We start from the raw sequence: 23,166 nt of genomic DNA on the forward strand, positions 1-23,166 counted from the left end.
CGATAATGGCTGCCATTGTGCCTGTGCTGCTCCTGTCGCTATGGGTGGCGGAGCTATGTTATTCAGCGGTGCGTCGCGCGTCACCTTCGGCCAGGCTGCCTCCGCTCTCCGGTGCAAGCCAGGAGCAATGGCTGAACTGGCTTTCCCTGCCGATGCTTCGGCTATTGGACCGAGGACAGCTATGGAGTCGGGCGCAGGTAATATTCAACCTGCTGCACGCCAGACTAGTGGTGCTGCGCGGCCCGAGTCATACCGTTCAGGCGACGAAGCAGTATGCGGCCGGGGCGCTCGCGGTGAGCTATGCGGCGGCACTGGGGAGCGCGGCAGTAGCCTGGGCAGCAACGGAGCCGGGGGTGTTCTATATTGGAGCGCTGTGCGCTGCGATCTGGCCGATCGCCCGGTACAAGGAATTGGATAAGCAGGTGCGGCGCAGGCGGGATGATATTCTGCTGGCGCTGCCGGAGGTGCTGAGCAAGCTGACGCTGCTGATCGGGGCGGGAGAGACATTGGGCAGAGCGCTGTACCGCTGCCGGGATCGCGAGCTGGAGCAGCAGCACCACCCGCTGTATGGGGAGCTTGGGCGCATGTGCAACGAACTGGATAACGGGGTTGCCTTTCATATGGCGCTTGAGTCGTTCAGCAGACGCTGCGCGGTTCAGGAGGTGGCGATGTTCACAACCTCGCTGCTGCTGAATTACAGGCGCGGCGGAGACCGATTTCGTCTGTCGCTGCAGCAACTGGCCTATGCGTTATGGGACAAGCGCAAGACGGTGACGCGAACGAGGGGCGAGGAGGCCTCGTCCAAGCTTGTCTTTCCGTTGACCGTAATCTTTCTGGTGCTGATGGTGCTTGTCGGCGCGCCGGCAATCATGATGATGAATTTGTAATGTATAATCTTAGAAGCATGATCTTTGAGGAGGAAGCAAGATGATGACGATGTGGAACAGTATCAAGCAATTTGGTGTCAAGCTGTGGCGCGATGAGGATGGCATGGGTACGCTGGAGGTTATTTTGATTATTGCCGTGCTTATACTGGTCGCGTTGTTGTTTAAGCAGCAAATATTAAAAATGGTAAGGTCGTTGATGGGAACAGCAGATGAAAAAGCCCAAACCATCTTTGAATGACAAGTCATCCTGGCCTGCGCAAACTGCTGCAAAGCGAGCAAGGCAGCTTCACAGTGGAGTCGTCGATGATTTTTCCGCTGCTGCTGGTGTTGACGATCACCTCGCTATTTGTGAGTCTCTATATCTACCAAAATACGATCGTCTATTACACCGCATCCAAGGCGACCGAACGGACAGCCTTCATCTGGGATAACAGCAAGCGCAGCCCGGCTACCGGCCTGGCGCCTTCAGGGCAATACGATAGCTTGTATTGGCGGCTCAAGGATGATCATATGCTGGAGTCGTTGCTGGGGCTTACGGCGGTGAAGGAGCAGGGAAATGTTCTGCCGCTGCCAGCACGAGGCGCAGCGGGAGAGGGAGTCTCGCTTGTCCAGCGCAAGCTGGGGACGGGGGCGGCATGGCTGACCGAAAGCTACGAGGGCAGGCTGGAGCTGGAGCGCAAGGTATGGGGGAGGAGGGTGAAGGCCAAGCTTCTTCACCCGATCTCGATTCAACCGCTGGAATGGCTGCTCACCCATTCCAGACCTTATGGGGTGGCGGGCAGCGCGATTGCTGACCCGGTCGAGTTCATTCGCAGTGTGGACCTCGTCCGCTATTATGCAGGGCGATTTAATAACGGCAAGGAGCGGGAGGAGGCGGCAAGCATACTTGCCAAGCGCTCCTCCAAGTAAGGAGGAGCTGATGATGCGCAGAGGAGAGAGAGGCAGCGTATCGGTATTTTTTATCCTCATCACTTCGTTTATCCTGTTGTTCAACGCGGTGCTGATCGATTATGCGCGCATTGCGGCAACGAATCAGAAGCTAGAGCTGGCAGCACGGGCAGGGGTTCGCTCTGTGCTGTCCGCTTATGATGAGCAGTTGTACGAGCAATACGGATTATTTGCCCGTGGCGGCACAGACGGTCAGGAAATATTCAACCATGTGGTAGATGAACGACTGGCTGGCGGCACGAAGCCGGCGGATGCGATTCGCTGGCTGGATATGCGCCGGGAGGAATCCCACTTGAATACAGCTCAGTTGCTCGGCAAGCATGCTGTATTTGAGCGTCAGGTGCTGGAGGAAATGAAGTATAAAGCACCGATTGATTTTACATTGGAGCTGATTAACCGCTTCAAGTCGTTGTCGGGACAGCTTCAGGAGGCGGCCAAGACAGCCGATGTGCTGGAAAAGCTGCGCAAGCTGTACGAGCAGCGTGCGCGAGAGCTTGCCAAGGCGCTTGAACTGCAACGTGCGATGGCTAACACGGTTCAAGCCTCCGCATTGCCTGGCCTTATAGAGGGGCGTGAAGGGATCGTGTCCATCTCTAACGGCTATCCCTCCTATGTATCCATGCTGGAGAGTCTGCCACATATCCAAGGTCCGGGTGTGCACTATATGCTGATCTCGATTAATCAATATCAGACGGCTACATACAGAACGATTAACCAGCTTCAGGCTGCGGATTCCCAGATGATGGGACAGCACCAGGCAGGCGAGAGTAAGGCATTGCAGGCCGTCGATGTAGCTGAGCGGATCAATGAACAGATTCGCCAACTGGTGGAGCAGGCCGACAAGTCGCAAGCGGGCAGTGGTTACGAGGCGCTGGGCAAGCTTGATGCGAACGGGGGAACAGCTTCTGCCGGAGCAGGAGGAAGTACTGCCGAGCTTCGGGAGCTGAGGAACGGTCTGGATAAATATGTTATGCCCTCAGAATGGTTCGAACCGTTTCGCCAAGAAATCCGGCAGCAGACAGAGGAATATGGCAAGGTCAGCGAGGCCGTGGCAGCATTCAGAAGCAAGGTCAGCATAGCGATGGCTGCGCCTTCTGCCGCTGAATCCTACTCGCTTAGCGATGAGATGCGAAGGCTCAGGCAGGTGTATGGTACGTATAGGCAGAACTATATTCAGCCAGCCTCCGTGCTGCAGAGCCGCGAGCAAAAATTGCAGCATCTCTCAGATGATGAGCAGCAGCGGAAGGAGCAGGAGAAGAAGGCGGATAAGAAGTGGAAGGAAGCGCGAAAGCTGCTGGGCGGCATGAAGGAACTGCCGAGTACGGAAGAGGCGAAGAAGCAATTTGATCAGCTTCGGGAACGGTATGAGGAAAGCATGAGGCTGAACGAGAGCAGCAATCCGGCGCAGGAGGATGCGAATGAAGTGGAAGAAGCGCAAGAACAGGCTACGTCCTCGCTTTCATCGCTCGATTCCATGTTTTCGGGAATGGCAGAATCAGCCGAGTCTCTGATGGAGGCATTTTATCTGGGGGAATACGGCTATGCGCGCTTCCAGCATTTTGAACCCAAGCAGTTGAAACAATTTTTTGCCCAACAAGAGGACGGCAGCGGGAATGAAGCGATGCTGGAGGTCTCTAATCAGGATATGGAATATATTGTATATGGATTTCATCACCCCGCCTCTAACCTTGCAGCGGCCTTCTCGGAAATTTTCGCCGTCAGGCTGGCCATCCGAACGATGGAAGGGCTGATCGAATGCCGAAGCATGGGGCATCCGTTGCTGGTGCTTGCTGCGGCTGTCGTATACGGGCTGGAGAAGGCGATGGAAGACATGCTGATGCTAGTCGATCAAGGCAGTACGCCGTTATCCAAGTATGCCTCCGTTAGAATTCGCTATGAGGATTATTTGCGGGTGTTTATGCTTGTTCACGGCAGTCGCGAAGCCAAGCTATCAAGGATGATGGCGCTGATTGAGCTGAAGACGGGCTACCGACTTCTACAAATGCCTACGGGCATCTCTGGTGAGGTGACGGCATCGGTGAAGCTGTGGTTTCTGCCAGGTATCATGAAACAGCTTGCGCGAACAGGACTTTTTGAAGGAAAGGTTGTGGGCAGGCGCTATGAGACAAGCAAAACCCTTGGCTGGTCTTATTCATAGACTGCTGCATGACAGAGGATCCATTACATTGGAGGCAGCGCTTGTCGCACCCTTGTTTTTATTCCTGCTGCTCATATTTATCGTCTTTATCCATATATCCACTGTGCAGATGGCGCTGCAGGATGCTGCCTCCCAAGCGGTGCGTCAGACAGCGGCCTACATCTATCCGATCGCGCTGGCGACGCAATCAGACAATGAGCAACCTCCGAAGCAGCCGGCATCCAAGCCGCTTGCAGGCATTCAGGCGACGGCATCACAGTTGTCAGACTGGCTGCCTGATCCAGCAGGAGCGCTGCTTAACTCTGCGCTGACTGGTAATTGGGAAGCAACGGCGAACTGGGCGGCCAGATATGCGCTAGAGCCGTTAGTGCGCCAGTATGCTGAACCATCTGTGCTGCAAGCAGACAAGCTGACGGTCAGCGATGTGGAGCTGCCTGATCTGAAGAAGGGCTCGGAGCGTCCATATCTGTCAATCACTGTTCGTTATGAGCTGCCCATCCGTCTCCCCTTCGTTGGCAGACCAATTATTCTCCGCGAGCATGCTGTGGAGCGCGTGTGGATCAACGATACGCTTGCAGGCGGAGGTGCGGATAGCTCGGGAGAGTCTGCCGATGGCTTCGTCCAGATCATCGGGCTGGAGCCGTCGCCTGTCCGCCCAGGCAGGAAGGCCAGACTTACTGTACTCACCGATCCTGGGCAGACGCTTAGTATCACAGTGGAGTACAAGAGCGGGACGAGCAAGGCGCAAAATTTGGGCAAGATGGCCGCGGATGAGAACGGCGTGATCAGTTGGGAGTGGCATGTGTCAGGTAATACAACTCCGGGTGTGTGGGAACTGGTTGTGACTGCGGAGGATGGCGAGCAGACCAGGCTCCACTTTGAAGTAAACAAAGGCTAAAAGAGCGCTGAGGCCAGCATAGCGGCTTATGGCAGCAGAAAGGGGAGGAAATAATGGGTATGGCTGAGACTGGAGCCGCATTCGTCCTGATTGCACTTGCTTTATGGTTTGATCTGCGTTATATGCGAATACCGAATTGGCTGACAGTAGCTGGTGCTATGAGTGCGATCATTTATATGAGTGTGTTCTCCGGCGTAGAAGGAAGCGTGAAGTCTCTGGCTGGACTGGCAGCAGGGCTGCTGCCGATGCTGGTCCTCTATCTATGTAGAGGAATCGGGGCTGGAGATGTGAAGCTTTTCGCCGCGCTCGGCGCCTGGATCGGGGTCTATCCAGTGTTATATACGGCGATGTATTCCATCTTGATTGCCGGTGCGATCGGGGCTGTGCTGCTGGCAGTTCATCGGCCATTTTTTATACGGGTGGTCAACATTGTGCTGCCGCCTGTCCTGAGGATGAGCGGATGGTCTTCAGGGTTGAACCAGGCATGGAGGCAGGGCATGACATTTCCATTTATGCTGGCTGCTGCGCCGGGTGCGGCTGCAGCCTGGTATTTTGCATTTTAGTACGAGGGAGGAGAGGAAATGAGAGAGTATGCAATTGACTTCACTATGAACCGGGGGCATGAGATGGTGCTCTCCGATCCAGAGCGGCTTACTCGCGATCGGCTGGATGAACTGGAACTGCGAATGCTGCAAGCGGAGAAGGTACCGGGGCTGCTGGAGCTGGAATGGCTGGAGCTCGACGGTGCGATTTCCTTCCACTATAAGCTTGACGGCAAGCGTATGCTGGCGCATCGTCTGCAACTGCATCCGCTCTCGATGGCGGATTATTGCTCCCTGCTGCTTGGTGTCCTGGAGACGCTTGACAACTGCAGGTTATATATGCTGCGTCCTGAGGCGATTGTGCTCCATGAAAATTATATTTTTGCCGGAGATAGCTGGCAGGAGCTAGGTCTGGTATATGTTCCTGTTCAAGATAGCTCATTAGGGCAGCAATCTTCGCATGAAGGGCTGCTCGGTCTGGCTGTGCGCTGGGCAACTCACATCCAGCATGTAGATGGAACCGCCCTGCAGCATATATTGCAGCAGCTTGATCCTGGCTCCGGTTCGCTGTCGGAACTACGTCGGCTATTGCTAGACCTGGTATCCTCGCCTTATGGGATGACAGAGGGGAATACAGCCCATCCCCAAACGGCTGTTCAGACCACCGGTGCTCACCGGGCTGGCTTAGCGGACTCTGTAGCTCCGCGTCCTGAGAAGATCGTGGAGGCAAAGGAAACGATGTCTGCAAGTGTCATGAGGAATGATATGGCTTGGCAGCCAGCAGGAGGAGCCTCAGTGTCAGCCAGCCCTGTTCGGGAGCAGGATGAAGACATTGCTGGTACGAATGAATCGAGTAAGGCCGGCAAAGGAGTGCGGGTGCACATTATGCTGATACTGGTCGCATGTGTGGCGATCGCTGCTGTCTGGCGTCTGATCTATCTGGAAGAGCCAAGTAAGCCTAATCTGCTGATCAGTAGCGGTATCAGCATGCTCGTGGCAGGCAGTGCCGCACTCCTCTATCTGGGGCTGCGCAAGCGTGAGCATGTTATAACGGACATGGACGATGCACAGAGCGAGGAGGCTGAAGACATAGCCGGGGCTAGAAGCGTAGATTTCCCTGCTGCGGGGAGGCATATTTTACCTACAGAGCATCCGTCTACAAGGTGGAAGCTGCAGCCTGAGGAGCCGAATATGGCTTATACTTCAGTGCAAGAGCATGCGGCTGGCACGTGGAATTCTCCGCCTATCAATCCTCAACTGGAGACTTCAAGCACAGAAGGAGCTCATATGGCACAGGATGATGCGACTGTGCTGCTAGGAGGGCGGCATTCTTCTGTTGTGGCTAATGTGCCCGGCGCATTCTATCTGCATCGGACATATCAGAATAAGAAATCAGTCGTGGAGCTGGCGCAGAGCAAGCTGGTCATCGGCAGAGCTGCAGACAATGCAGGATATGTGGATATGGAGCAGGGCGTCTCAAGAGCCCATTTGGAGCTGGTGAAGAAGGAGGGAGCCGTTATAGCCAAAGATTTGGGTTCGCGCAATGGAACCTTCTATAACGGGCAATTGATGGTACCGTACAAGCAGTACCAGCTAAAGAGCGGGGACAAGCTCCAACTAGCGGGTTTGGATGGGCCGGTGTATGAGCTGCAAGGGGATGAAGCGGCCATCCCGATTAAGCAGGCGAAGAGTACATATAACGGCCAGGCAGTTGGATAGAATAGCAACACCGCGCGCCGAGAGCGGCACGCGGTGTATGAGACGGAGCAAAGGCAAGCCCAGCACCCCTATGCATGAGAGGGATGCTAAAGTTGTCAGGAAGTGCTGACAAGGCTATCCATAGCAGCATCAATCGTTGGGTATTCATAGCGAAATCCGGCATCTATGGCCCGTTGCGGGAGAACACGTTGCCCTTCCAGCAGCAGCGCGGACAGCTCGCCCAGCAACAGCTTGAGCATGAAGGCGGGAACTGGCATCCAGTGGGGACGCTTCATGGCGCGTCCTATGGCTTTGCCGAATTCTTCATTGGTAACCGGCTCGGGAGCAGTTGCATTAACTGGCCCTTGAAGCTCGTCATTGTCGATGCAGTATGCAATCAGCCGAACGATGTCTTCGACATGAATCCAGGACAGCCATTGCTTGCCGCTGCCCATCCTACCTCCAGCGAACAGGCGGTAGGGCAGCGCCATCTTGGGGAAGGCTCCGCCTTCGGTGCCCAGTACAATCCCAACTCGCAGCTTAACCAGGCGCTTGGCTCCGATCGCATCAGCCGCAGCCTCCCATTTGTGGACTACAGATGAGAGAAAGTCAGTTGTAACCATGGGGCTTGATTCATCAAATGTTGAGGTTTCGGAAGATCCATAGGTGGATATACCGGAAGCATTGATGATGACATCAGGTTTGCGCTGCAAGGCACGAACCAGCTTGCCCAGCTTCTCCGCTGCTGTGAGCCTCGACTTGATGATTCGCTCCTTGGCATCCTCAGTCCAGCGCTGGTTGATGGATTCTCCAGCAAGATTGACGATAGCATGAATGCCCTCTAGCCGCTCCGGCTTGGATTGAACATCCTCCCAAGAGATGACATGCAGCTTGGGGTGCTTATGTTCAACTCTTCCTGTAGAACGGGTTATGACCCATACCTCGTCTCCCCGGTCGAGAAAGTATTGAACGAGTGCATTGCCGATAAATCCGGAGCCGCCTGTCACGGCAATACGCATACCATCACCTCAATCTGCTCATTATTCGACCTTCTCAATTTTGTTGATCCAGAGCTGCTTGTCACTAGATCCCTCAATCGTTTTCTCGGTGAACACGTATCTGACCTTATCTCCTTGATCCAGGTTGGACAGCGTATCCGTTAACCCCTCATCAAATTGGAAGGCCTCCGCCCCGGACGCTGTCTCCAGCTCCACTGTATGGCTGTCGGCAAGTCCATTAAAGCGGCCTTCAGCTACTACAGGAGCGGAGCCTTGCGCTTCAGTTGGCGGGGTTTCGGTTTGTTCCGGCTTGGTAGATTGTCCGTTCGTGCTGTTGTTGTCTTCCGGTTGGTTGTTGTCAGGCACAGCCGTATTCGGCTCCTGGGTTCCTGTTTCGCTATTGTTTGTATCAGTATTCGTCGTTGTATTTGAATTCGGACCCGGAGCGGGCCCCTCGTCGCCTTTAGAGCTACTGCAGGCGGTAGCAGTCAAAGCAAGAGCCAGCGCAAGAGCCAGCACTACTGTGGCTTTGGGACGGTTCTTTTTCTTGTTCGTGTAGGTCAATCTGACCACCTCCTGTATTCTATAACGTAACTATACCCCCGGAGGTTACAGATCAATCACAATTTCATTAAATATCAGAGACAAGCCTTAGCTCTAGTCCGAGAACAAACGTCGCATACTCGCTTCATCATAAGCTTGATCGGTGCATTGCTGCATGACGGCGGTCGGTCGAACCACAGCTTATAGGCCTGAAGATCTGTGTGCCCGAAGAACAGGGAGTCTACTCCTTGGACGTCTAAGACAGCAGATGCTTGTAGGGGGTATAATCAATATTGTTCTTGTCCAAAAAAGAAATCAGACTGCGATAGTCGCGGCGAGGGGTCGCGAGTATGTACCCTTCGATGCAATGATCCTTGGTGACGGCTGTCGCGCCGCTCTCCACAGCAAGCTCCCCGATCTTGGCCGCAATCGAGTGTTTGGCTATATCACGGAATGCCTGCGGCACCGGCGACACCAGCAAGTCCAAAAATTGCTTTGATTCGTCTGTCCAGAGCGGACGACTGCGCTCTACCCAGTAATTTTGCCAATCCAGCTTGGACTTGCCGTCCCCCTTGGGCAGAACCTTGAGAAATTTTCGGAACATGAAGTAGCCGCCAATCGACATGAAGCCCAGCAGCACCACTGCCCAGAAAATAATGAAATACATAAACCCGTCTGATGCGGTATTCATTATGATGATCACCTCATCAAGAATTATAGCGTATTTCTTAATTAATTTCGATATACCATTAGCTCCCCTTGATATATAAGGGATTTGAACGGGGTTAGGGAAAAGCAGTACATGGATACGAACTATTATCACATAGCTGATTTGGAGAAATCGGCGTCAAGAAGTGAGATATTGAAGGTATACCCTGAATATGGTATGCTTACAATAGAAGTAAGGGGCGATTCGCAGTCGCCCCTTGCACAACATTTTTGGATGGGAAACCTCCGAGCATAACTCAGAAGAAAATAACCCGTCACCTGGCGCGAACCTGGGCGGGTTATTTTCTTTTATTCAGTTAAGTAAGCAGCGCGAGCAAAAACATGCCGAGCATCATTACTTCTGTCAAAGAAAATTGCATGAGCATCACCTCCGCTCTGGAGGCGATACTTCCCCACTCAAGTCATGTTGTATACCAGAACTTCTTAGATTGTTCCATAGAGTCGCTCAATACGAGCGGCTTATTTTACTTTGAAGGAGATTGATGGAATGGCAGACGATCACAAGCCATTTATTCAGTCGAGCTCTGACAATGGAAGATAGACATTACTGTTTTTCGTGTTACCAGAGTGCTTAACTGGACTTCCGACGTAATATAGCGTGCCAAGTGGCGAGCTAGATTTATTTTGATATTCCCTGTAAAATAGAAAGGACGACCATCAGCGAGCTCATGCAGTGTTGCCGGATGCTGGCGAGTTGCATAAACCCGCATAACTAGCGGGATGGCGTCCTGGCAAGCTGCCAGTTGTTTGTTATGGACAGCAATTATTTGTTGTGAAATGATAGACAGAGCTAGACCAAGGATGATAGATAATGCTTCCTATATCTTGAACCAAAGGAGAGGAGCGCTACCCATGTTGAAAATAGGCTCTCACGTTTCTTTTTCCGATAAAGGCTTGCTCACAGCGGCAAATGAGGCCATATCTTACGGTTCCAGCTCGTTCATGATCTATACGGGGGCACCGCAAAATACAAGACGCAAGCCGATCGAGGATTTATATATTGCAGAAGGCAAAGAAGTTATGCAGCAGCACGGAATTGGCGAAATCGTCGTGCATGCTCCCTATATTGTGAATCTCGGCTCATATAAGGAAGATACATTCGAGCTGGCGGTGCGTTTTTTGCAGGAGGAGATACGTCGCACAGAAAGCATCGGCGTCCGCAACATTGTGCTTCATCCCGGAGCGTATACGGATAAGGATGCCGAGTACGGGATTGCGCGCATCGCCGAGGGGCTGAATCTCGTGCTGGAGGGTACCAAGGAGACGAACGTCAATATCGCCCTGGAGACGATGGCTGGCAAGGGAACAGAGATTGGACGCAGCTTTGAAGAGCTTGCGGCTATTATCGAGAAAGTGCGCGACAATGACCGATTGACAGTCTGTATGGATACCTGCCATATGCATGATGCGGGGTATGATCTGATTCATGACCTGGATGGCGTGCTCCAGAAATTTGACGATGTTGTCGGCCTGAATCGTGTAGCAGTTGTGCATATTAATGATTCCAAAAACCCAATGGGCGCAGGCAAGGACCGCCATGCCCCGATCGGGGCCGGCTGGATTGGGCATGAGACGATCAAGAGCATCGTGCATCATGAGCGTCTGGCTGGACGGCCGTTCATTCTGGAGACCCCGTGGATCGGCAAGGAGAGCAAAACGCAGCGCCCGATGTATGAGGCGGAGATTGCCCTGCTGCGCGGCAATGCCATGGAGCGGTTCGGCGACTCGTTCTTTGACCATGTGGAGCGGTTGCATCATTTCTTCGGCAAGCAGGAGATCGATTCGCGTGTCTTCGTGCTTGGCACTTGGGAGCTGCTCAAGCAGGATGCCAAGGCGAGAAAGGCCGATCCGCGCGAGCCGATGGACAGACTCTATGATCTGGTGCTGGAGCATAAGGTTTTGCCTGAGCTGAGCGAGGAAGAGGTTAATCAGCGGATTACAGCCTGGTTTGCCGGCAAATCGCTGCTCGTGGAAGCGTAAGCTGGACAAGCAGCATGCTTGGGCAACATGGGATCATCTGGAGACGGCAAACACTACAAGGATGGAAATATAGTTATGGAAGGACGTAATGGAATGACGCAGTCGAATCAACAGCTTAAAAATAACCGTGCGCGCATGCTCATCTCATGCCCTGACCGCCCGGGCATCGTGGCCGCTGTCTCGCATTTTCTGTATGAGCATGGAGCGAACATTATTCAATCGGATCAATATACGATGGACCCGGAAGGCGGGATGTTCTTCATTCGTTTTGAATTCGAGCTGCAGAACATGGATCAGGAGCTGCCGGTGCTGCAGGAGGACTTCACACGTGTAGCCGACCGCTTCGATATGAAATGGAGCACATTCCGTGCTAGCCGCAAGAAACGCCTGGCGATCTTTGTTTCCAAGGAGGATCATTGTTTGCTGGAGCTGCTATGGCAATGGAAGTCGGGCGAGCTGGATGCCGAGATTGCCATGGTGGTCAGCAATCATGAGGATATGCGCAAGGAGGTCGAGCCGTTCGGCATCCCTTATCATTATGTTCCGGTTACGGCGGACACCAAGGCAGAGGTGGAAAAGAAGCATCTGGAGCTCGTATCCGACAAGGCTGACCTGATTGTGCTGGCGCGCTACATGCAGATCATACCGCCGAAATTTATCGAGCAATATCCGAATCGCATTATTAACATTCATCATTCCTTCCTTCCTGCATTTATCGGGGGCAGCCCTTATGCGCAGGCATACAAGCGTGGGGTTAAAATCATCGGCGCTACCGCCCACTATGTCACAGAGGAGCTGGATGGCGGGCCGATCATCGAGCAGGATGTGCAGCGTGTAAGCCATCGGGATAATGTGGAGCATCTGAAACGGATTGGCCGCACGATCGAACGGATCGTATTGGCGCGCGCTGTGAAATGGCATCTGGAGGACAGGGTGATTGTGCATCAGAACAAGACGGTTGTATTTAACTGATTGCTCTGGATAACTGTACAGGACATGACTGTGCAAGACATACAGGAAAAAGTAGAAAGGCGAAGCGGAGGCTTCGCTTTTCTATTTGGGCGATGTTAAAGCCTTGGATCGCTCTATTCCTTCACGCCTCGAATCCCCTTGTAGACAGATTCGCACAGCTCCGTTGTAAACCTGCCAGACATTCCTTCAAGTGCCGTATTGGTGAACGCTACAACACTAAGCTCCTCACTCGGATCAACAAACCAGGAGTGACCATAGGTGCCGCCCATCCGCCACGTTCCAGGCGATTCCGGTGTATTAGCACCCACTGGGTCGTTAAGCAGCGTGAATCCAAGTCCAAAGCCTCTTCCCGGCCAATAGGGCATTACAAGGTTGCCAATTTGATTGGTTGTTATTTCTGTGACAAGGGCCCTTGGTAGAATCGGATTTCCTCCCTGCCGCAAAGCCTCCAGCAGTTTAAGAAAGTCTCCTGCGCTGCCAATCATGCCTGCTCCCCCGGAAGGGTAAGCTGTCGTATCGGTAAACCTGTTGGGTGAAAGGAGGAAGCCTGCCGTCCCCTCTATGAAAGGAACAGCATCACAATCGTGCAGGCGCCGGGGCTCTCCAACGCTGTCTGCATAAGCCGCGGTCAATCTGTCCGTATCCACGGCCTTGAAATCCGTATCCATCATGGAAAGTGGATGAGTGACAAGCATCCGTACAGCCTCAGGTAACGGCATTCCAGTAACCTTTTCGATGACGGCTCCGAGCACATCCGTTGCGATGGAATACCTCCACATTTTCCCTGGCTCATATAGGAGCGGAACCGAAGCGAGTCTTTGCAGATTCTCTTCAAGTGTAATTCCTGCCAGATCCATGCCGTCCGATACCCCGGCCAGCTCATATGTTCCTGATTCCTCCTGAAAGAAACGGTAGGTTAAGCCGGCGGTATGTGTCATCAGTTGGTGAATGGTGATGGAGGCGTATTGTCCGTTTGGCAGCTTGGGACGAAAGGCAGGTAACCATTCCTCCACCAGATCGTTTAACTTCAATCTCCCTTGTGCAATTAATACTAAGGCTGCCGTTGACACGATCGGCTTGGTAACCGAAGCATATCTAAATAAAGCATTCTCCTGCATTGGCCGTTTTTGCTCGCGGTCGGCCCAACCAGCAGACCTGTTGTAAACAAGATGTCCGCCTATAGCAATTTGGACAACGGTACCCACGATTCTTTTTTCCTCAAGGGTGTGGTCAATTACCTCATCGATACTTTTATGCATAAATTCCAGATCTATACTTCTCATCCTTTCTTGCTGTAATTTACTTGATTATTTATAGCAAGTGTGTCTATTATATAAATAATTTCAGCTACCTTACATAAAACAAGCAAGTTAGATGAAGAAGTTAACGATGATTTTAAAGGTTTTTAACCGTGATCACTTTTAAATGAAAGGGGGGCGATTTTCTTGGACGAAATCGATAAAGACATCCTGCTCCATCTACAGAATCAGGCGAGATTATCAATGACAGATTTAGGAAAGCTGGTGGGACTGTCTCAGCCAGCCGTAACGGAACGTGTAAAACGCTTGGAAGAAAAGGGGGTTATCGAGGAATACCGAACGGTCATTTCATCACAAAAGGTGGGGAAGCAATGCGCAGCCTATATGCTTGTTCGAACTCGTAATTGTTATCCTTTCCTTGATTTTTGTCGTTCATCACCGGAGGTCACGGAATGTTATCGGATCAGCGGAGAGCATAATTATTTATTGAAGATCCTTACGGAAACAACCCAGGCGCTGGAGGAGTTTGAAACCCGGTGCGATCAATACGGAACCTATACGACTCTGATCGTAATGTCTTCACCGATCGCATATAAGAATCTTATTGGAGAAACGAATCTGCTCGCATAAGGCGTATCCCTCGTCGCTCCTGAGTTTCTCGCGCACTTGCTGCTTGTAACGCAATCACTTGAGACTCATGCTGATTTCCAAATAAGGTGTAAGGCAACGCATGTCGGGCGTGATGCAAACTGTAGCCGATAATGAAGAAGGGGCGCCCCTAAGTCATTTAAGACTTCTGGGACAGCCCCCTTATGCTGCATCTACTCTTGGATTCCTTTAGGAAGGAAAGCCATGCTTTTTAGCTTGCCAAGCTACAAATAAGGAGGGGATCAGCAGGATGATTAATGAGCCTGGAAGGAATCCGGCTCCAAGCAGTTCGAGAAGAAACCCGCCGATCATCCCGCCGCCGCCGATGGCCACATTCCACGCGGTGACCAGCATCGATTGAGCTATATCTGCGCTTTTCCCCCCGGCTTGAGCTATGGCTGTCTGCAGTAAAGTGGCCGCACCGCCAAACGTAAGCCCCCACACCGCAACGCTAAGAAGGATGATTACAGGTTCATCCATTCCGACTCCTAAAGCTGCGGAAGCCAAAGCAAATCCCGTGATGCTAATTAATACGAGCCTTCTTAGAAAACGACCAATCAGCAGGCCTATCATCCAAATGCCGACAACCGAAGTAATTCCGAAAATAAGCAGAACCAAATCCACTCGCTGAGCAAACGCGGTTTCTGCAAGATACGGTGCAATGTAAGTGTACAAAATATTATGAGCTAGTACCCATGTCAAGACGACGAACAGAATCGGCCGCACACCGCGAATCAGGAAAACCCTGTAAAAGGGGAGTTGATCACCGGCAGGCTCACCGGCATAATCCGGCACCTTCCAGAGCACCCAGCCAATAAGAGCTACAGTCAGTAAAGATACCGCACCGAAAATGAGACGCCACCCTGTATAGGCTCCGAAAAAAGTGCCAAGTGGAACGCCCAGCGCCAATGCCAGCGGGGTGCCGACCATCGCTACGGCCATTGCTTTTCCTTTCAGCGAATCGGACACCATGCGCCTTGCATAACCGGCCGTTATTCCCCATAGAACACCTGCCGAGACACCCGCGAAGAAACGCGCGACAAGCGTCAGCACATAAACGGAAGATAACGCGGTAATGGTGTTAAATATAAGAAAGCCGATGATGCACAGCAGCAGAAGCGGCCGGCGCCTCCACCCGCGGGTAGCCGTTGTCAAAGGAATGGCGGCCAGAAGAGAGCCAACCGCATAGAGAGTAACCCATTGTCCGGCAAGCGCTTCTGTGACCCCAAGGTCCTGGGCAATTTGCGGCAGTAATCCAGCAGGCAAGCTTTCCGTAAGAATGCAGATGAATCCCGCCATGGCTAAAGCTAACAATCCGGCCCACGGAAGACGCTTGGAAGACGCCACATTTGGATCGCCTGTTCTTGTACGAGCAGTAGTTGAGTTCACAATTAAATCTCCTTTATTTATTTTATCCACTTGAAATGCTTTCGCTTCGTAATAAGCTTATATAAATAAAGCATGTTTTCACATGGATGATTAAAGGAGAATGGAGCGAATGAAGAGGAAAATAATTTTATTTTTATAGCAATTCGATGATTTTAAAGGCAAGAAGGCAGCATCGTCAGATGCCGCCTAATGATAAACCGTATTTGATGATTTTTGGCGCTGGAAATTAGCGTGTGAGTTTACGATCGAAAGTAAACAATTCTACTTCTGTGGCTTCTTCTTCGAGCCCTTCACACTTGTCCAGAACCACGATTTGCTTGCTTCCGTCTTTACGAACCTCCATCCCCCTGCAGGAGAAGGTTGATTCCTTACCACTATACATGTCCCTCGTGCGATCTGTTCTGACGGTTACCATATCACCATCAGACTTCAAGTCGTAAATAGCGTATCCACCATCAATAATAGGCGGGATTGCCATAACGTAATCACTACGATTATCGTTGAATCGATCTACAAATTCCTGCATCCGTTCTAAGTCTTCGTCACCGAACGTCTTCAATATATTTTGGCCTGTATGGATTTGTTGCTCTTGATAGCTAGTTGAGTTGGAGCAAGCTGATAATCCGAAGCAAACAAGGATCAGTAACAAGAGATTAGAATATTTCATATTAAATTAACTCCCTCCTTTTCTTCCAGACGAAAAGGCTGGGGAAAGTGTTGCAGAATCTAATCCGCCATACTTGCCAAGATGCCAAGCTAAGGGCGCATGATATGGAATAGATAATTGGGGATGTTTTTGGTTACGGTATAGAGGTTACGCAGCAAATCATGCTGCACGTATCCCACCTGAGTAAAGGAGAATCACTATGCCGTTTGGAGCAAGAGAAACATTGGAAGCCCACGAGGTGCTGACAGAGAAAAAGAACATGATCGAGCAGTTGTCCTTCTACGCCTCGCAATGTCAGAGCCAGGAGCTACGCGGAATGCTGGAGCGCCAACTGCAATTCATGCTGGCGGGCTATAATCAACTGGTAGGCTACACCCACAACTATTCCGCTGCGCAGGCAGGGCCAGCCCAATATGAGGCGCCTGGTCTGTCTCCGCAGAACATCCAGTACGGCCTGCGCCACCCGGCCTCGCAGCAGGTTCAACTTGGCAACGGGTCGCAAGCCTTCTCCGATGAGCAGATTGCCAGCTATGCGCTGTCCTGTCACAAGAATGGCGCCAGAAATCAGATGCAGGCAGCATTGGAATGCGCCGATCCTAACGTTCGCCAGATGATCCTGGACGGAGCTGTAAGCTGCGCCAATCAGGCCTACGAATTGTTCGCCTTGTTGAATAGCCAGGGCGTGTACCAAATTCCGACGATGCATGATCATACGGCCAAAACCTATCTGCATCTGTACCAGCCTGTTCCGCAGCAACCGATGCAGCAGCAATAGTACAACAACGGTGAACAGGTCTGAACGGACGCACCTGTTCTGCTCTGCAGCGAGGCGTAAGAATAACCCGGCAGTCGCCTATATATAGCGGCTAGCCGGGTTATTTGATGAACACGCCGCCAAATGGAAGCACCTCGCGCAGTGTGCGGCGGATGAAGCCGTCTTGCTTCAATTGGCTCTCCAACTGCGGGTCGGTGGCGGCTCCGGTCTGAATCAGCACCGGGCCTGTGCCTTTGAGCTCCCACTGAACGCGCATATGCTGGCTGGCGAGCGTATTCCCATACACACTAAGCTTGAGCTGTGCTTTTTCCGGGTAAGCGAGCAGGCAACTGGCATCCACATAGAGGGGGATGTCCTCATCTAGCTCCAGCGACTCCATGAAGCCGGTGGAGAGCAGCCCAAGATAGCCTGGGCCGGTGAATTTGGTGCGCACCCATTCTTTGGTAATGAGGGCGTGCTTGAAGGACTGAAGCCGGTTCTGCATGAGCATTCCGTCCGAGAAGAAGAGCACGCTGCGGAAGTCGAACAGCAGTGTACTGTCCGCTTCGATCGGCACGACATGCAGCTTGCAGGCAGGGGGAAGGCCAATCAGCAGCTCAGACGGCCCGGAGATTTTGGAGCGAATCCATCTGCGCTTGCGGTAAGCGCCCTTAATATCCATGAGACGATCCTCGCGGCCGGAGGGATGACCCTTGTAGGCGAGAATCTGATTGGGGTGCAGGACGTGCAGGCGATCCTCTTCGTCCAGCTTGACCATCAGATGCCCGCTCTGGACGTGCTCGTTAGCACCGCTGAATTGCAAGCCGCTTCAACTCCTTCCTTACTCGATACGAATGTTAGCGACATATATCGTTCACCGCCTTTTCGCCCGTGCTGCGTTACGTTCTCTTGACGTACCCCCGGTACGCCTGCGAGAACGTGCCTTGCCCGGAACGAAAAATCGGCTAAATCTGCTCCCGTCGGAGTTTGAAGACACACCCTAGAAGCTTCGCTTCCCTCTACGCCAGATGAGAATTCGAATCACGCGCATCCCGATGAACGCAAGCGCCAGCACACCGACAATCGTGGCGGATGCCGTCAGCGTGTTGCGCAGCAGTTGGGAACGGTTCTGCTCCTGCAGCTCCAACTGGCTCAGACGCTCGGCCAACTCGCGATTGCGCTTCTCCAGTTGCTCGTTCTCTTCGATCCATCTCCGCTGCTCCTCAGCTAGCCTGCTGCTTGTCTCCAGGGCTTCCTTGCGTGCCGCCTCCAGCTCCTCCTGCTGCTGCTGCATCGTGCCGATCAGGCTGTCATAGCTCTCCTGAACCTCCTCCAGCTTGTCCGGCGCTGTATATATGTCCCGAATCCGGTCAAACCAGCCGGCATGAGCGGGCACCGGCATGATACATACCGCCAGCGCGACAGATAGTAAGATCATCATAGCCTGGCGCTGCCAATTCATAGGATCACCTCTTTAAGCTTCATTGTACCTTTTTTTTCGCTATTCTTCTACAGGATGGGCGATTGCATATTAGGGCGCCGCCAGGCCGTGGCATGAGGGCGGCTGGTCAGCTCCCATAAGACAATTGAATATGACGGAGTCAATGGAGATGCTCTATGAGGAAGCGGCAAGTGCCTTGTCACTCTATACGTAGCACGGGAGAGGATGTTGCAACGGTTTTTATCTTTTGTTTAGTATGGCAAAGCGTCCTGCCAAATGGTACAATATCTAAAGCCATTGCGCCGTTATGCTGCGCGAACTGAACAAACTATAGAGATAAAAGAGAACAGAAATGATCCATTGCACGGGTTGCAGCCGCTCATTCCAATCGGTCTGATCGGGGCTCTGTGCTGTGGCTGCGCCAGGCTCGTCCGTCTGTCAGTGGAGGGCTAGCCGCGCGAGAACGTATTTGCTTTAGGCAATCAGGAATAGGAGGAAGCAACACAATGACAGCTACAAACAAGTCTATTGACCAGCTATCGATCGACACGATCCGGACGCTTGCGATTGATGCAATCGAGAAAGCCAAATCCGGACATCCAGGCATGCCTATGGGAGCCGCTCCTATGGGCTATCAATTGTTCGCCAAATCGATGAGACATAATCCATCCAATCCAAGCTGGGTGAACCGCGACCGTTTCGTCCTGTCCGCAGGACACGGCTCCATGCTGCTATACAGCCTGCTGCACCTGTCCGGCTACGACCTTTCATTGGATGAACTGAAGAATTTCCGCCAGTGGGGCTCCAAAACTCCAGGTCATCCTGAATTTGGACATACTGCGGGTGTTGATGCAACGACAGGACCGCTCGGACAAGGGGTTGCCATGGCTGTGGGCATGGCGATGGCTGAAGCGCACCTGGCTGGTGTCTATAACAAAGATAACTATAATGTAATCGATCACTTTACGTATTCGATCTGTGGCGACGGCGACTTGTCCGAGGGCGTAGCGAGTGAAGCCGCTTCCCTGGCTGGTCACTTGAAGCTGGGCAAGCTGGTTGTGCTGTATGATTCCAATGACATCTCTCTTGATGGCGAGCTGAGCCTCTCCTTCTCCGAGAATGTACAGAAGCGCTTTGAGTCGTATGGCTGGCAAGTGCTGCGTGTCGAGGACGGCAATGACCTCGAAGCATTGTCCAAGGCTGTTGCCGAGGCGCAAGCGGAGACAGGCAAGCCGACATTGATCGAGGTGAAGACGGTTATCGGCTACGGCAGCCCGAACAAGGGCGGCAAGGGCGGTCATGCTGGCCCGCACGGCTCCCCGCTCGGCGCGGACGAGACCAAGCTGACGAAGGAATTCTACGGCTGGAACTATGAGGAGGACTTCTATGTTCCTGCTGAGGTTCGCGAGCACTTTGCGGCTATCAAGGCGCAGGGCGAGCAAGTCAATGCAGCATGGACAGCGATGTTTGACAGCTACAAGCAGGCTTATCCTGAGCTGGCTGCCCAATTCGAGCTGGCTATTCGCGGCGACCTGCCAGAGGGCTGGGATCGCGACCTGCCGAAGTATACGCCTGCGGACAAGCCGCTGTCCACCCGCGTTGCTTCCGGTAATGCGTTGAACGGTCTGGCTGCGAATCTGCCAAGCCTGGTGGGCGGCTCTGCTGACCTGGAGAGCTCGACGATGACGCATCTGAAGGGGCTGCCTGTGTTCAATGCGAGTAACTACGCCGGCCGCAATATCTACTTCGGTATTCGTGAGTTTGCGATGGCTGCTGCGATGAACGGCATGCTGCTGCATAGCGGTGTGAAGGTATACGGCGGCACGTTCTTCGTATTCACCGACTACCTGCGTCCTGCCATCCGTCTGGCTGCGATCCAGAAGCTGCCTGTCGTCTATGTACTGACTCATGACAGCATCGCAGTTGGCGAGGACGGCCCGACGCATGAACCGATCGAGCAACTGGCTTCGATCCGTATTATCCCGGATCTGACCGTTATTCGTCCGGCTGATGCGAACGAAACTTCCGCAGCATGGGCTTATGCGATGGAGAACAAGGCTAACCCGGTTGCGCTGGTGCTGACACGTCAGAACCTGCCTGTGCTTGAAGGCACAGCAGAGCAGGCACGCGAGGGCATCAAGCGTGGTGCTTACGTTGTCCGCGACGCTGCAAACGGCAAGCCGCAGGCGCAGATTATTGCGACAGGCTCCGAGGTGCAACTGGCAGTCGCTTCTGCCGAAGCGCTGGCACAAGAGGGCATCGAGGTACGCGTCATCAGCATGCCGAGCTGGGATCTATTCGAGAAGCAATCCAAGGAGTACAAGGATTCCGTTCTGTTGCCAGATGTGAAGGCTCGCCTGGCTGTTGAGATGGCTTCGCCATTCGGCTGGGAGAAATATGTGGGCGACCAAGGCGCTATTCTCGCCATCTCGACGTTCGGGGCTTCCGCTCCTGGCGACCGTGTCATCAAGGAGTATGGCTTCACAGTGGAGAATGTCGTCAGCAAAGTGAAGGGCCTGCTGTAATAGGCTTACTCTGCAGATGCAAGACAGCATGACCGATGGAGGGCGCAAGCCCTCCTCATTTTAATTCGCCGTAACCGAGCGGCCGCCAAAGGAGAACACATAACCCATGTCCCAATTTGATCAAGTATCTGTAGTCAAGAAGGCCAATGTATATTTCGACGGCAAAGTGACCAGCCGTACTGTGCTGTTCGCAGATGGAACGAAAAAAACACTCGGCATCATGCTCCCTGGTGAATATGAGTTCGGAACCGATGCGAAGGAAATTATGGAGATTCTGGCGGGCGATCTGAAGGTGCTGCTCCCAGGAAAGTCCGAGTGGATTCACATCCAAGGCGAGGGCGAGTTCACCGTGCCTGCGAATTCCCGCTTCAAGCTGGAGATTACGCAAGTAACGGATTACTGCTGCTCCTACATCCAGGAATAGTGTTCTCTCCATGCCCAAAAGAGCTGTCCCGCAATGCAGAAGCGCAATTATGCGCTAGCGAAGCGAAAGACAGCTCTTTTTTAGTATATAATTATATAAGAATCTATACGTGCAGTTTGCCTTATATGAGCTTCTATATCTACGCGAAACGAAGCTTAGCCCGTCAAGGACGGCGACAGCCGTTTACGCTTGTTAGGAGAACGCCCCGCGACCAGCAGGGCAGTAAGCCGTCAGCAGGCGAGCTTAGCGGAAGGCTTAGCGGAAGCCGCCGAAATTTTGAGTGTAGTACACTCGGTATTCGCCGTTTGAATTGTAGATGGCACCGACTCCAAGCGCCGAGTAGCTGCTCATCAATAGATTCTCGCGATGCCCCTCGGAGTTGACCCAGCCTGATACCACCTCGAACGCATTATCATAGCCAGCCGCGATATTTTCCCCATAGCTGCGCAGACTGGACATCAGACCGGCCTTCTTCATGCGATCACTGACCGTATTTCCTTCAGGAGATGAATGTGAAAAATAATTGCGTGTGCCCATATCCGTGCTATGCTTGCGCGCCGTATTGGCCAGATCATCGTTCCAGACAAGCGGCTTCACGCCGTTGCGGACTCGGAAGGCGTTGGTCACATCAAGAACCTCCTGCTCGAACTCGCTGAGCAGCGCTTGTGAGGCTGTGCCTTCGTAGGCGCTAGCGGTGGTCTTCACGTCCGATCCCAGCAGTAGAATCGCGTCGACCTTGCCACTGTTCAGATTGTCAAAAAATACAGTCGTGTTGTACTGGGAGTTGGTAAATTGCGTCCACTTGTCCTTTTCCTCGAAGACGGCGGCTTTGCCAAGGGAGGTTACGCTGCTTTTGGCTGAGCCAACCGTCACACCAGAGTCGGATGTCCATCCGGCGGCGTTGGAGTACAGTGCGACGACCTTGCCATTCTCGATGCCAATCTGGGCATAACGTGTGTAATCGCCGGTGTAGATGTACCAGCGGAATGAATATTCCGAGACGGCTGTGCGGTCTGGTCTTCCCAGCAAGGCAGTCACCTGTGCTTCGCTGTCTCCAAGACGGATGCCGTTGAGGGACCAGCCTGCTGTGGTCTTGGCAGGCTCCTCGCTGTGTACAAGCTTAGGCGAGAACTGCTTGAGGCGGTAGATGAAGGTCTGCGCCTCTGCCCGTGATAGCGGGTCTGAGGCCTTAAACCCGGCTACAGAATGTTCCGTCTTGCCCGTTGCTAACTGGTGATCCAGCAGATATTGGATGGAGTCATAGACGGATAGCTGTTGCCCCATGGCGGCTGCGAGCACCTGCGCCACCTGCCCGCGAGTGTATGCAGCCTTGGTCGCTGCTCCGGCGACAGGCCAGTCCAGCTCCGCTGCAGCCTCGTAATAAGGGGCATACCATGGGGAGGAAGCGCTTAGCTGAATCTCGGGATAGGCTCGCAGCAGCATCGCCAGAAATTCAGGCTCCGACACGTTGGCGTTGGGGCGGAAGGTTCCGTCCTGATAACCTTGGACGATCTGGTTTTCCTGTGCCCATTGGATCGTCTTGTATGCCCAATGATTGGCAGGTATATCAGTGAACCAGCTATTGCCGGCGACGTAGGCTGGAGCAGCGCCAAGCGCCAGTGCGGCAATGGCAGAGCAGGCGACTGCCTGCTTCAATTTTTGAGTGATCGATGTCTTGACAGTGGTTGAATGTCTCATTACCTTTC

Annotated in this window: 22 protein-coding genes; 13 read left to right on the forward strand and 9 right to left on the reverse strand. The window is 52.9% G+C overall.

Annotated elements, in window-relative coordinates; genetic code table 11:
* Window positions 1-5: 5 nt before the first annotated feature.
* From ACY1JZ_RS14300 to ACY1JZ_RS14330, 7 genes are all read left to right on the forward strand, one after another.
* Window positions 6-887: a type II secretion system F family protein gene (locus ACY1JZ_RS14300; RefSeq protein WP_462629752.1), complete on the forward strand. Its 882-nt coding sequence runs from the start codon at window positions 6-8 to the stop codon at window positions 885-887.
* A gap of 40 nt (window positions 888-927) precedes the next feature.
* Complete coding sequence (locus ACY1JZ_RS14305) at window positions 928-1,125, forward strand: Flp1 family type IVb pilin (protein WP_270169245.1); 198 nt, start codon at window positions 928-930, stop codon at window positions 1,123-1,125.
* A gap of 65 nt (window positions 1,126-1,190) precedes the next feature.
* Window positions 1,191-1,796 (forward strand): pilus assembly protein, encoded by a 606-nt coding sequence (locus tag ACY1JZ_RS14310; protein ID WP_500862386.1) that lies wholly within the window; start codon window positions 1,191-1,193, stop codon window positions 1,794-1,796.
* Window positions 1,797-1,806: 10 nt separating this feature from the next.
* Window positions 1,807-3,993 carry a DUF5702 domain-containing protein gene (locus ACY1JZ_RS14315; protein WP_462629754.1) on the forward strand — a complete coding sequence of 729 codons (2,187 nt, stop codon included), beginning with the start codon at window positions 1,807-1,809 and terminating at the stop codon, window positions 3,991-3,993.
* On the forward strand, window positions 3,956-4,891 hold the full coding sequence (locus ACY1JZ_RS14320) for a TadE/TadG family type IV pilus assembly protein (protein WP_462629756.1): 936 nt from the start codon (window positions 3,956-3,958) through the stop codon (window positions 4,889-4,891). Before ACY1JZ_RS14315 ends, ACY1JZ_RS14320 begins: the two co-directional genes overlap by 38 nt.
* Window positions 4,892-4,950: 59 nt before the next feature.
* On the forward strand, window positions 4,951-5,454 hold the full coding sequence (locus ACY1JZ_RS14325) for an A24 family peptidase (RefSeq protein WP_462629757.1): 504 nt from the start codon (window positions 4,951-4,953) through the stop codon (window positions 5,452-5,454).
* Between the two features lie 18 nt (window positions 5,455-5,472).
* Window positions 5,473-7,152 carry a DUF6382 and FHA domain-containing protein gene (locus ACY1JZ_RS14330; RefSeq protein ID WP_462629758.1) on the forward strand — a complete coding sequence of 560 codons (1,680 nt, stop codon included), beginning with the start codon at window positions 5,473-5,475 and terminating at the stop codon, window positions 7,150-7,152.
* Between the two features lie 95 nt (window positions 7,153-7,247).
* Here ACY1JZ_RS14330 and ACY1JZ_RS14335 read toward each other — a convergent pair whose 3' ends face one another.
* The 3 genes from ACY1JZ_RS14335 to ACY1JZ_RS14345 form a co-directional block, all read right to left on the reverse strand.
* Window positions 7,248-8,150 carry a TIGR01777 family oxidoreductase gene (locus ACY1JZ_RS14335; protein ID WP_462629759.1) on the reverse strand — a complete coding sequence of 301 codons (903 nt, stop codon included), beginning with the start codon at window positions 8,148-8,150 and terminating at the stop codon, window positions 7,248-7,250.
* A gap of 21 nt (window positions 8,151-8,171) precedes the next feature.
* On the reverse strand, window positions 8,172-8,693 hold the full coding sequence (locus ACY1JZ_RS14340; protein WP_462629761.1) for a LytA/YqiH family protein: 522 nt from the start codon (window positions 8,691-8,693) through the stop codon (window positions 8,172-8,174).
* A gap of 235 nt (window positions 8,694-8,928) precedes the next feature.
* Complete coding sequence (locus ACY1JZ_RS14345) at window positions 8,929-9,363, reverse strand: DUF2621 domain-containing protein (protein WP_270169253.1); 435 nt, start codon at window positions 9,361-9,363, stop codon at window positions 8,929-8,931.
* An 890-nt stretch (window positions 9,364-10,253) separates the two neighbouring features.
* Here ACY1JZ_RS14345 and ACY1JZ_RS14350 point away from each other — a divergent pair.
* Both ACY1JZ_RS14350 and purU read left to right on the forward strand, forming a co-directional pair.
* Window positions 10,254-11,381 carry a deoxyribonuclease IV gene (locus ACY1JZ_RS14350; RefSeq protein WP_462629762.1) on the forward strand — a complete coding sequence of 376 codons (1,128 nt, stop codon included), beginning with the start codon at window positions 10,254-10,256 and terminating at the stop codon, window positions 11,379-11,381.
* A 75-nt stretch (window positions 11,382-11,456) separates the two neighbouring features.
* Window positions 11,457-12,353 (forward strand): formyltetrahydrofolate deformylase, encoded by an 897-nt coding sequence (purU, locus tag ACY1JZ_RS14355; protein ID WP_270169255.1) that lies wholly within the window; start codon window positions 11,457-11,459, stop codon window positions 12,351-12,353.
* A gap of 113 nt (window positions 12,354-12,466) precedes the next feature.
* Here the strand turns inward: purU and ACY1JZ_RS14360 are convergent, their stop codons facing one another.
* Window positions 12,467-13,636 (reverse strand): serine hydrolase domain-containing protein, encoded by a 1,170-nt coding sequence (locus ACY1JZ_RS14360; RefSeq protein WP_462629764.1) that lies wholly within the window; start codon window positions 13,634-13,636, stop codon window positions 12,467-12,469.
* Between the two features lie 162 nt (window positions 13,637-13,798).
* Between ACY1JZ_RS14360 and ACY1JZ_RS14365 the strand changes: the two genes are divergently transcribed.
* Window positions 13,799-14,242, forward strand: a complete 444-nt coding sequence (locus tag ACY1JZ_RS14365; RefSeq protein ID WP_462629765.1) for an Lrp/AsnC family transcriptional regulator — start codon at window positions 13,799-13,801, stop codon at window positions 14,240-14,242.
* Window positions 14,243-14,449: 207 nt separating this feature from the next.
* Here the strand turns inward: ACY1JZ_RS14365 and ACY1JZ_RS14370 are convergent, their stop codons facing one another.
* Both ACY1JZ_RS14370 and ACY1JZ_RS14375 read right to left on the reverse strand, forming a co-directional pair.
* Window positions 14,450-15,649 (reverse strand): MFS transporter, encoded by a 1,200-nt coding sequence (locus ACY1JZ_RS14370; RefSeq protein WP_462629767.1) that lies wholly within the window; start codon window positions 15,647-15,649, stop codon window positions 14,450-14,452.
* Window positions 15,650-15,875: 226 nt separating this feature from the next.
* Window positions 15,876-16,316, reverse strand: a complete 441-nt coding sequence (locus ACY1JZ_RS14375) for a hypothetical protein (protein ID WP_462629768.1) — start codon at window positions 16,314-16,316, stop codon at window positions 15,876-15,878.
* A 199-nt stretch (window positions 16,317-16,515) separates the two neighbouring features.
* Here ACY1JZ_RS14375 and ACY1JZ_RS14380 point away from each other — a divergent pair, with 199 nt between their 5' ends.
* A complete protein-coding gene (locus ACY1JZ_RS14380; RefSeq protein WP_462629769.1) occupies window positions 16,516-17,091 on the forward strand; it encodes a spore coat protein in 576 nt (191 codons plus the stop codon).
* A 100-nt stretch (window positions 17,092-17,191) separates the two neighbouring features.
* On the opposite strand, the gene ACY1JZ_RS14385 is transcribed toward ACY1JZ_RS14380, so the two are convergent.
* On the reverse strand, window positions 17,192-17,893 hold the full coding sequence (locus ACY1JZ_RS14385; RefSeq protein WP_462629770.1) for an AIM24 family protein: 702 nt from the start codon (window positions 17,891-17,893) through the stop codon (window positions 17,192-17,194).
* A gap of 177 nt (window positions 17,894-18,070) precedes the next feature.
* Window positions 18,071-18,532 carry an SH3 domain-containing protein gene (locus tag ACY1JZ_RS14390; RefSeq protein WP_462629771.1) on the reverse strand — a complete coding sequence of 154 codons (462 nt, stop codon included), beginning with the start codon at window positions 18,530-18,532 and terminating at the stop codon, window positions 18,071-18,073.
* A gap of 485 nt (window positions 18,533-19,017) precedes the next feature.
* Between ACY1JZ_RS14390 and tkt the strand changes: the two genes are divergently transcribed.
* The gene (gene tkt / locus ACY1JZ_RS14395) at window positions 19,018-21,036 is read left to right on the forward strand and encodes a transketolase (RefSeq protein ID WP_462629772.1); all 2,019 of its coding nucleotides are present in this window, start codon (window positions 19,018-19,020) and stop codon (window positions 21,034-21,036) included.
* Window positions 21,037-21,142: 106 nt separating this feature from the next.
* On the forward strand, window positions 21,143-21,460 hold the full coding sequence (ppnP, locus tag ACY1JZ_RS14400) for a pyrimidine/purine nucleoside phosphorylase (RefSeq protein WP_462629773.1): 318 nt from the start codon (window positions 21,143-21,145) through the stop codon (window positions 21,458-21,460).
* Window positions 21,461-21,715: 255 nt separating this feature from the next.
* Here ppnP and ACY1JZ_RS14405 read toward each other — a convergent pair whose 3' ends face one another.
* On the reverse strand, window positions 21,716-23,158 hold the full coding sequence (locus tag ACY1JZ_RS14405; protein ID WP_462629774.1) for a CAP domain-containing protein: 1,443 nt from the start codon (window positions 23,156-23,158) through the stop codon (window positions 21,716-21,718).
* Window positions 23,159-23,166: the final 8 nt, after the last annotated feature.

The sequence above is a fragment of the Paenibacillus sp. J5 genome (genome assembly GCF_054955055.1).

Coding starts and splice junctions, on each gene's coding strand:
- ppnP (WP_462629773.1), top strand. CDS start 21,143: ATGTCCCAATTTGATCAAGTATCTGTAGTCAAGAAGGCCAATGTATAT.
- ACY1JZ_RS14300 (WP_462629752.1), top strand. CDS start 6: ATGGCTGCCATTGTGCCTGTGCTGCTCCTGTCGCTATGGGTGGCGGAG.
- ACY1JZ_RS14375 (WP_462629768.1), bottom strand. CDS start 16,316: ATGAAATATTCTAATCTCTTGTTACTGATCCTTGTTTGCTTCGGATTA.
- ACY1JZ_RS14380 (WP_462629769.1), top strand. CDS start 16,516: ATGCCGTTTGGAGCAAGAGAAACATTGGAAGCCCACGAGGTGCTGACA.
- tkt (WP_462629772.1), top strand. CDS start 19,018: ATGACAGCTACAAACAAGTCTATTGACCAGCTATCGATCGACACGATC.
- ACY1JZ_RS14305 (WP_270169245.1), top strand. CDS start 928: ATGATGACGATGTGGAACAGTATCAAGCAATTTGGTGTCAAGCTGTGG.
- ACY1JZ_RS14360 (WP_462629764.1), bottom strand. CDS start 13,636: ATGAGAAGTATAGATCTGGAATTTATGCATAAAAGTATCGATGAGGTA.
- ACY1JZ_RS14330 (WP_462629758.1), top strand. CDS start 5,473: ATGAGAGAGTATGCAATTGACTTCACTATGAACCGGGGGCATGAGATG.
- ACY1JZ_RS14315 (WP_462629754.1), top strand. CDS start 1,807: ATGATGCGCAGAGGAGAGAGAGGCAGCGTATCGGTATTTTTTATCCTC.
- ACY1JZ_RS14335 (WP_462629759.1), bottom strand. CDS start 8,150: ATGCGTATTGCCGTGACAGGCGGCTCCGGATTTATCGGCAATGCACTC.
- ACY1JZ_RS14310 (WP_500862386.1), top strand. CDS start 1,191: ATGATTTTTCCGCTGCTGCTGGTGTTGACGATCACCTCGCTATTTGTG.
- ACY1JZ_RS14320 (WP_462629756.1), top strand. CDS start 3,956: ATGAGACAAGCAAAACCCTTGGCTGGTCTTATTCATAGACTGCTGCAT.
- purU (WP_270169255.1), top strand. CDS start 11,457: ATGGAAGGACGTAATGGAATGACGCAGTCGAATCAACAGCTTAAAAAT.
- ACY1JZ_RS14350 (WP_462629762.1), top strand. CDS start 10,254: ATGTTGAAAATAGGCTCTCACGTTTCTTTTTCCGATAAAGGCTTGCTC.
- ACY1JZ_RS14325 (WP_462629757.1), top strand. CDS start 4,951: ATGGCTGAGACTGGAGCCGCATTCGTCCTGATTGCACTTGCTTTATGG.
- ACY1JZ_RS14390 (WP_462629771.1), bottom strand. CDS start 18,532: ATGAATTGGCAGCGCCAGGCTATGATGATCTTACTATCTGTCGCGCTG.
- ACY1JZ_RS14405 (WP_462629774.1), bottom strand. CDS start 23,158: ATGAGACATTCAACCACTGTCAAGACATCGATCACTCAAAAATTGAAG.
- ACY1JZ_RS14345 (WP_270169253.1), bottom strand. CDS start 9,363: ATGAATACCGCATCAGACGGGTTTATGTATTTCATTATTTTCTGGGCA.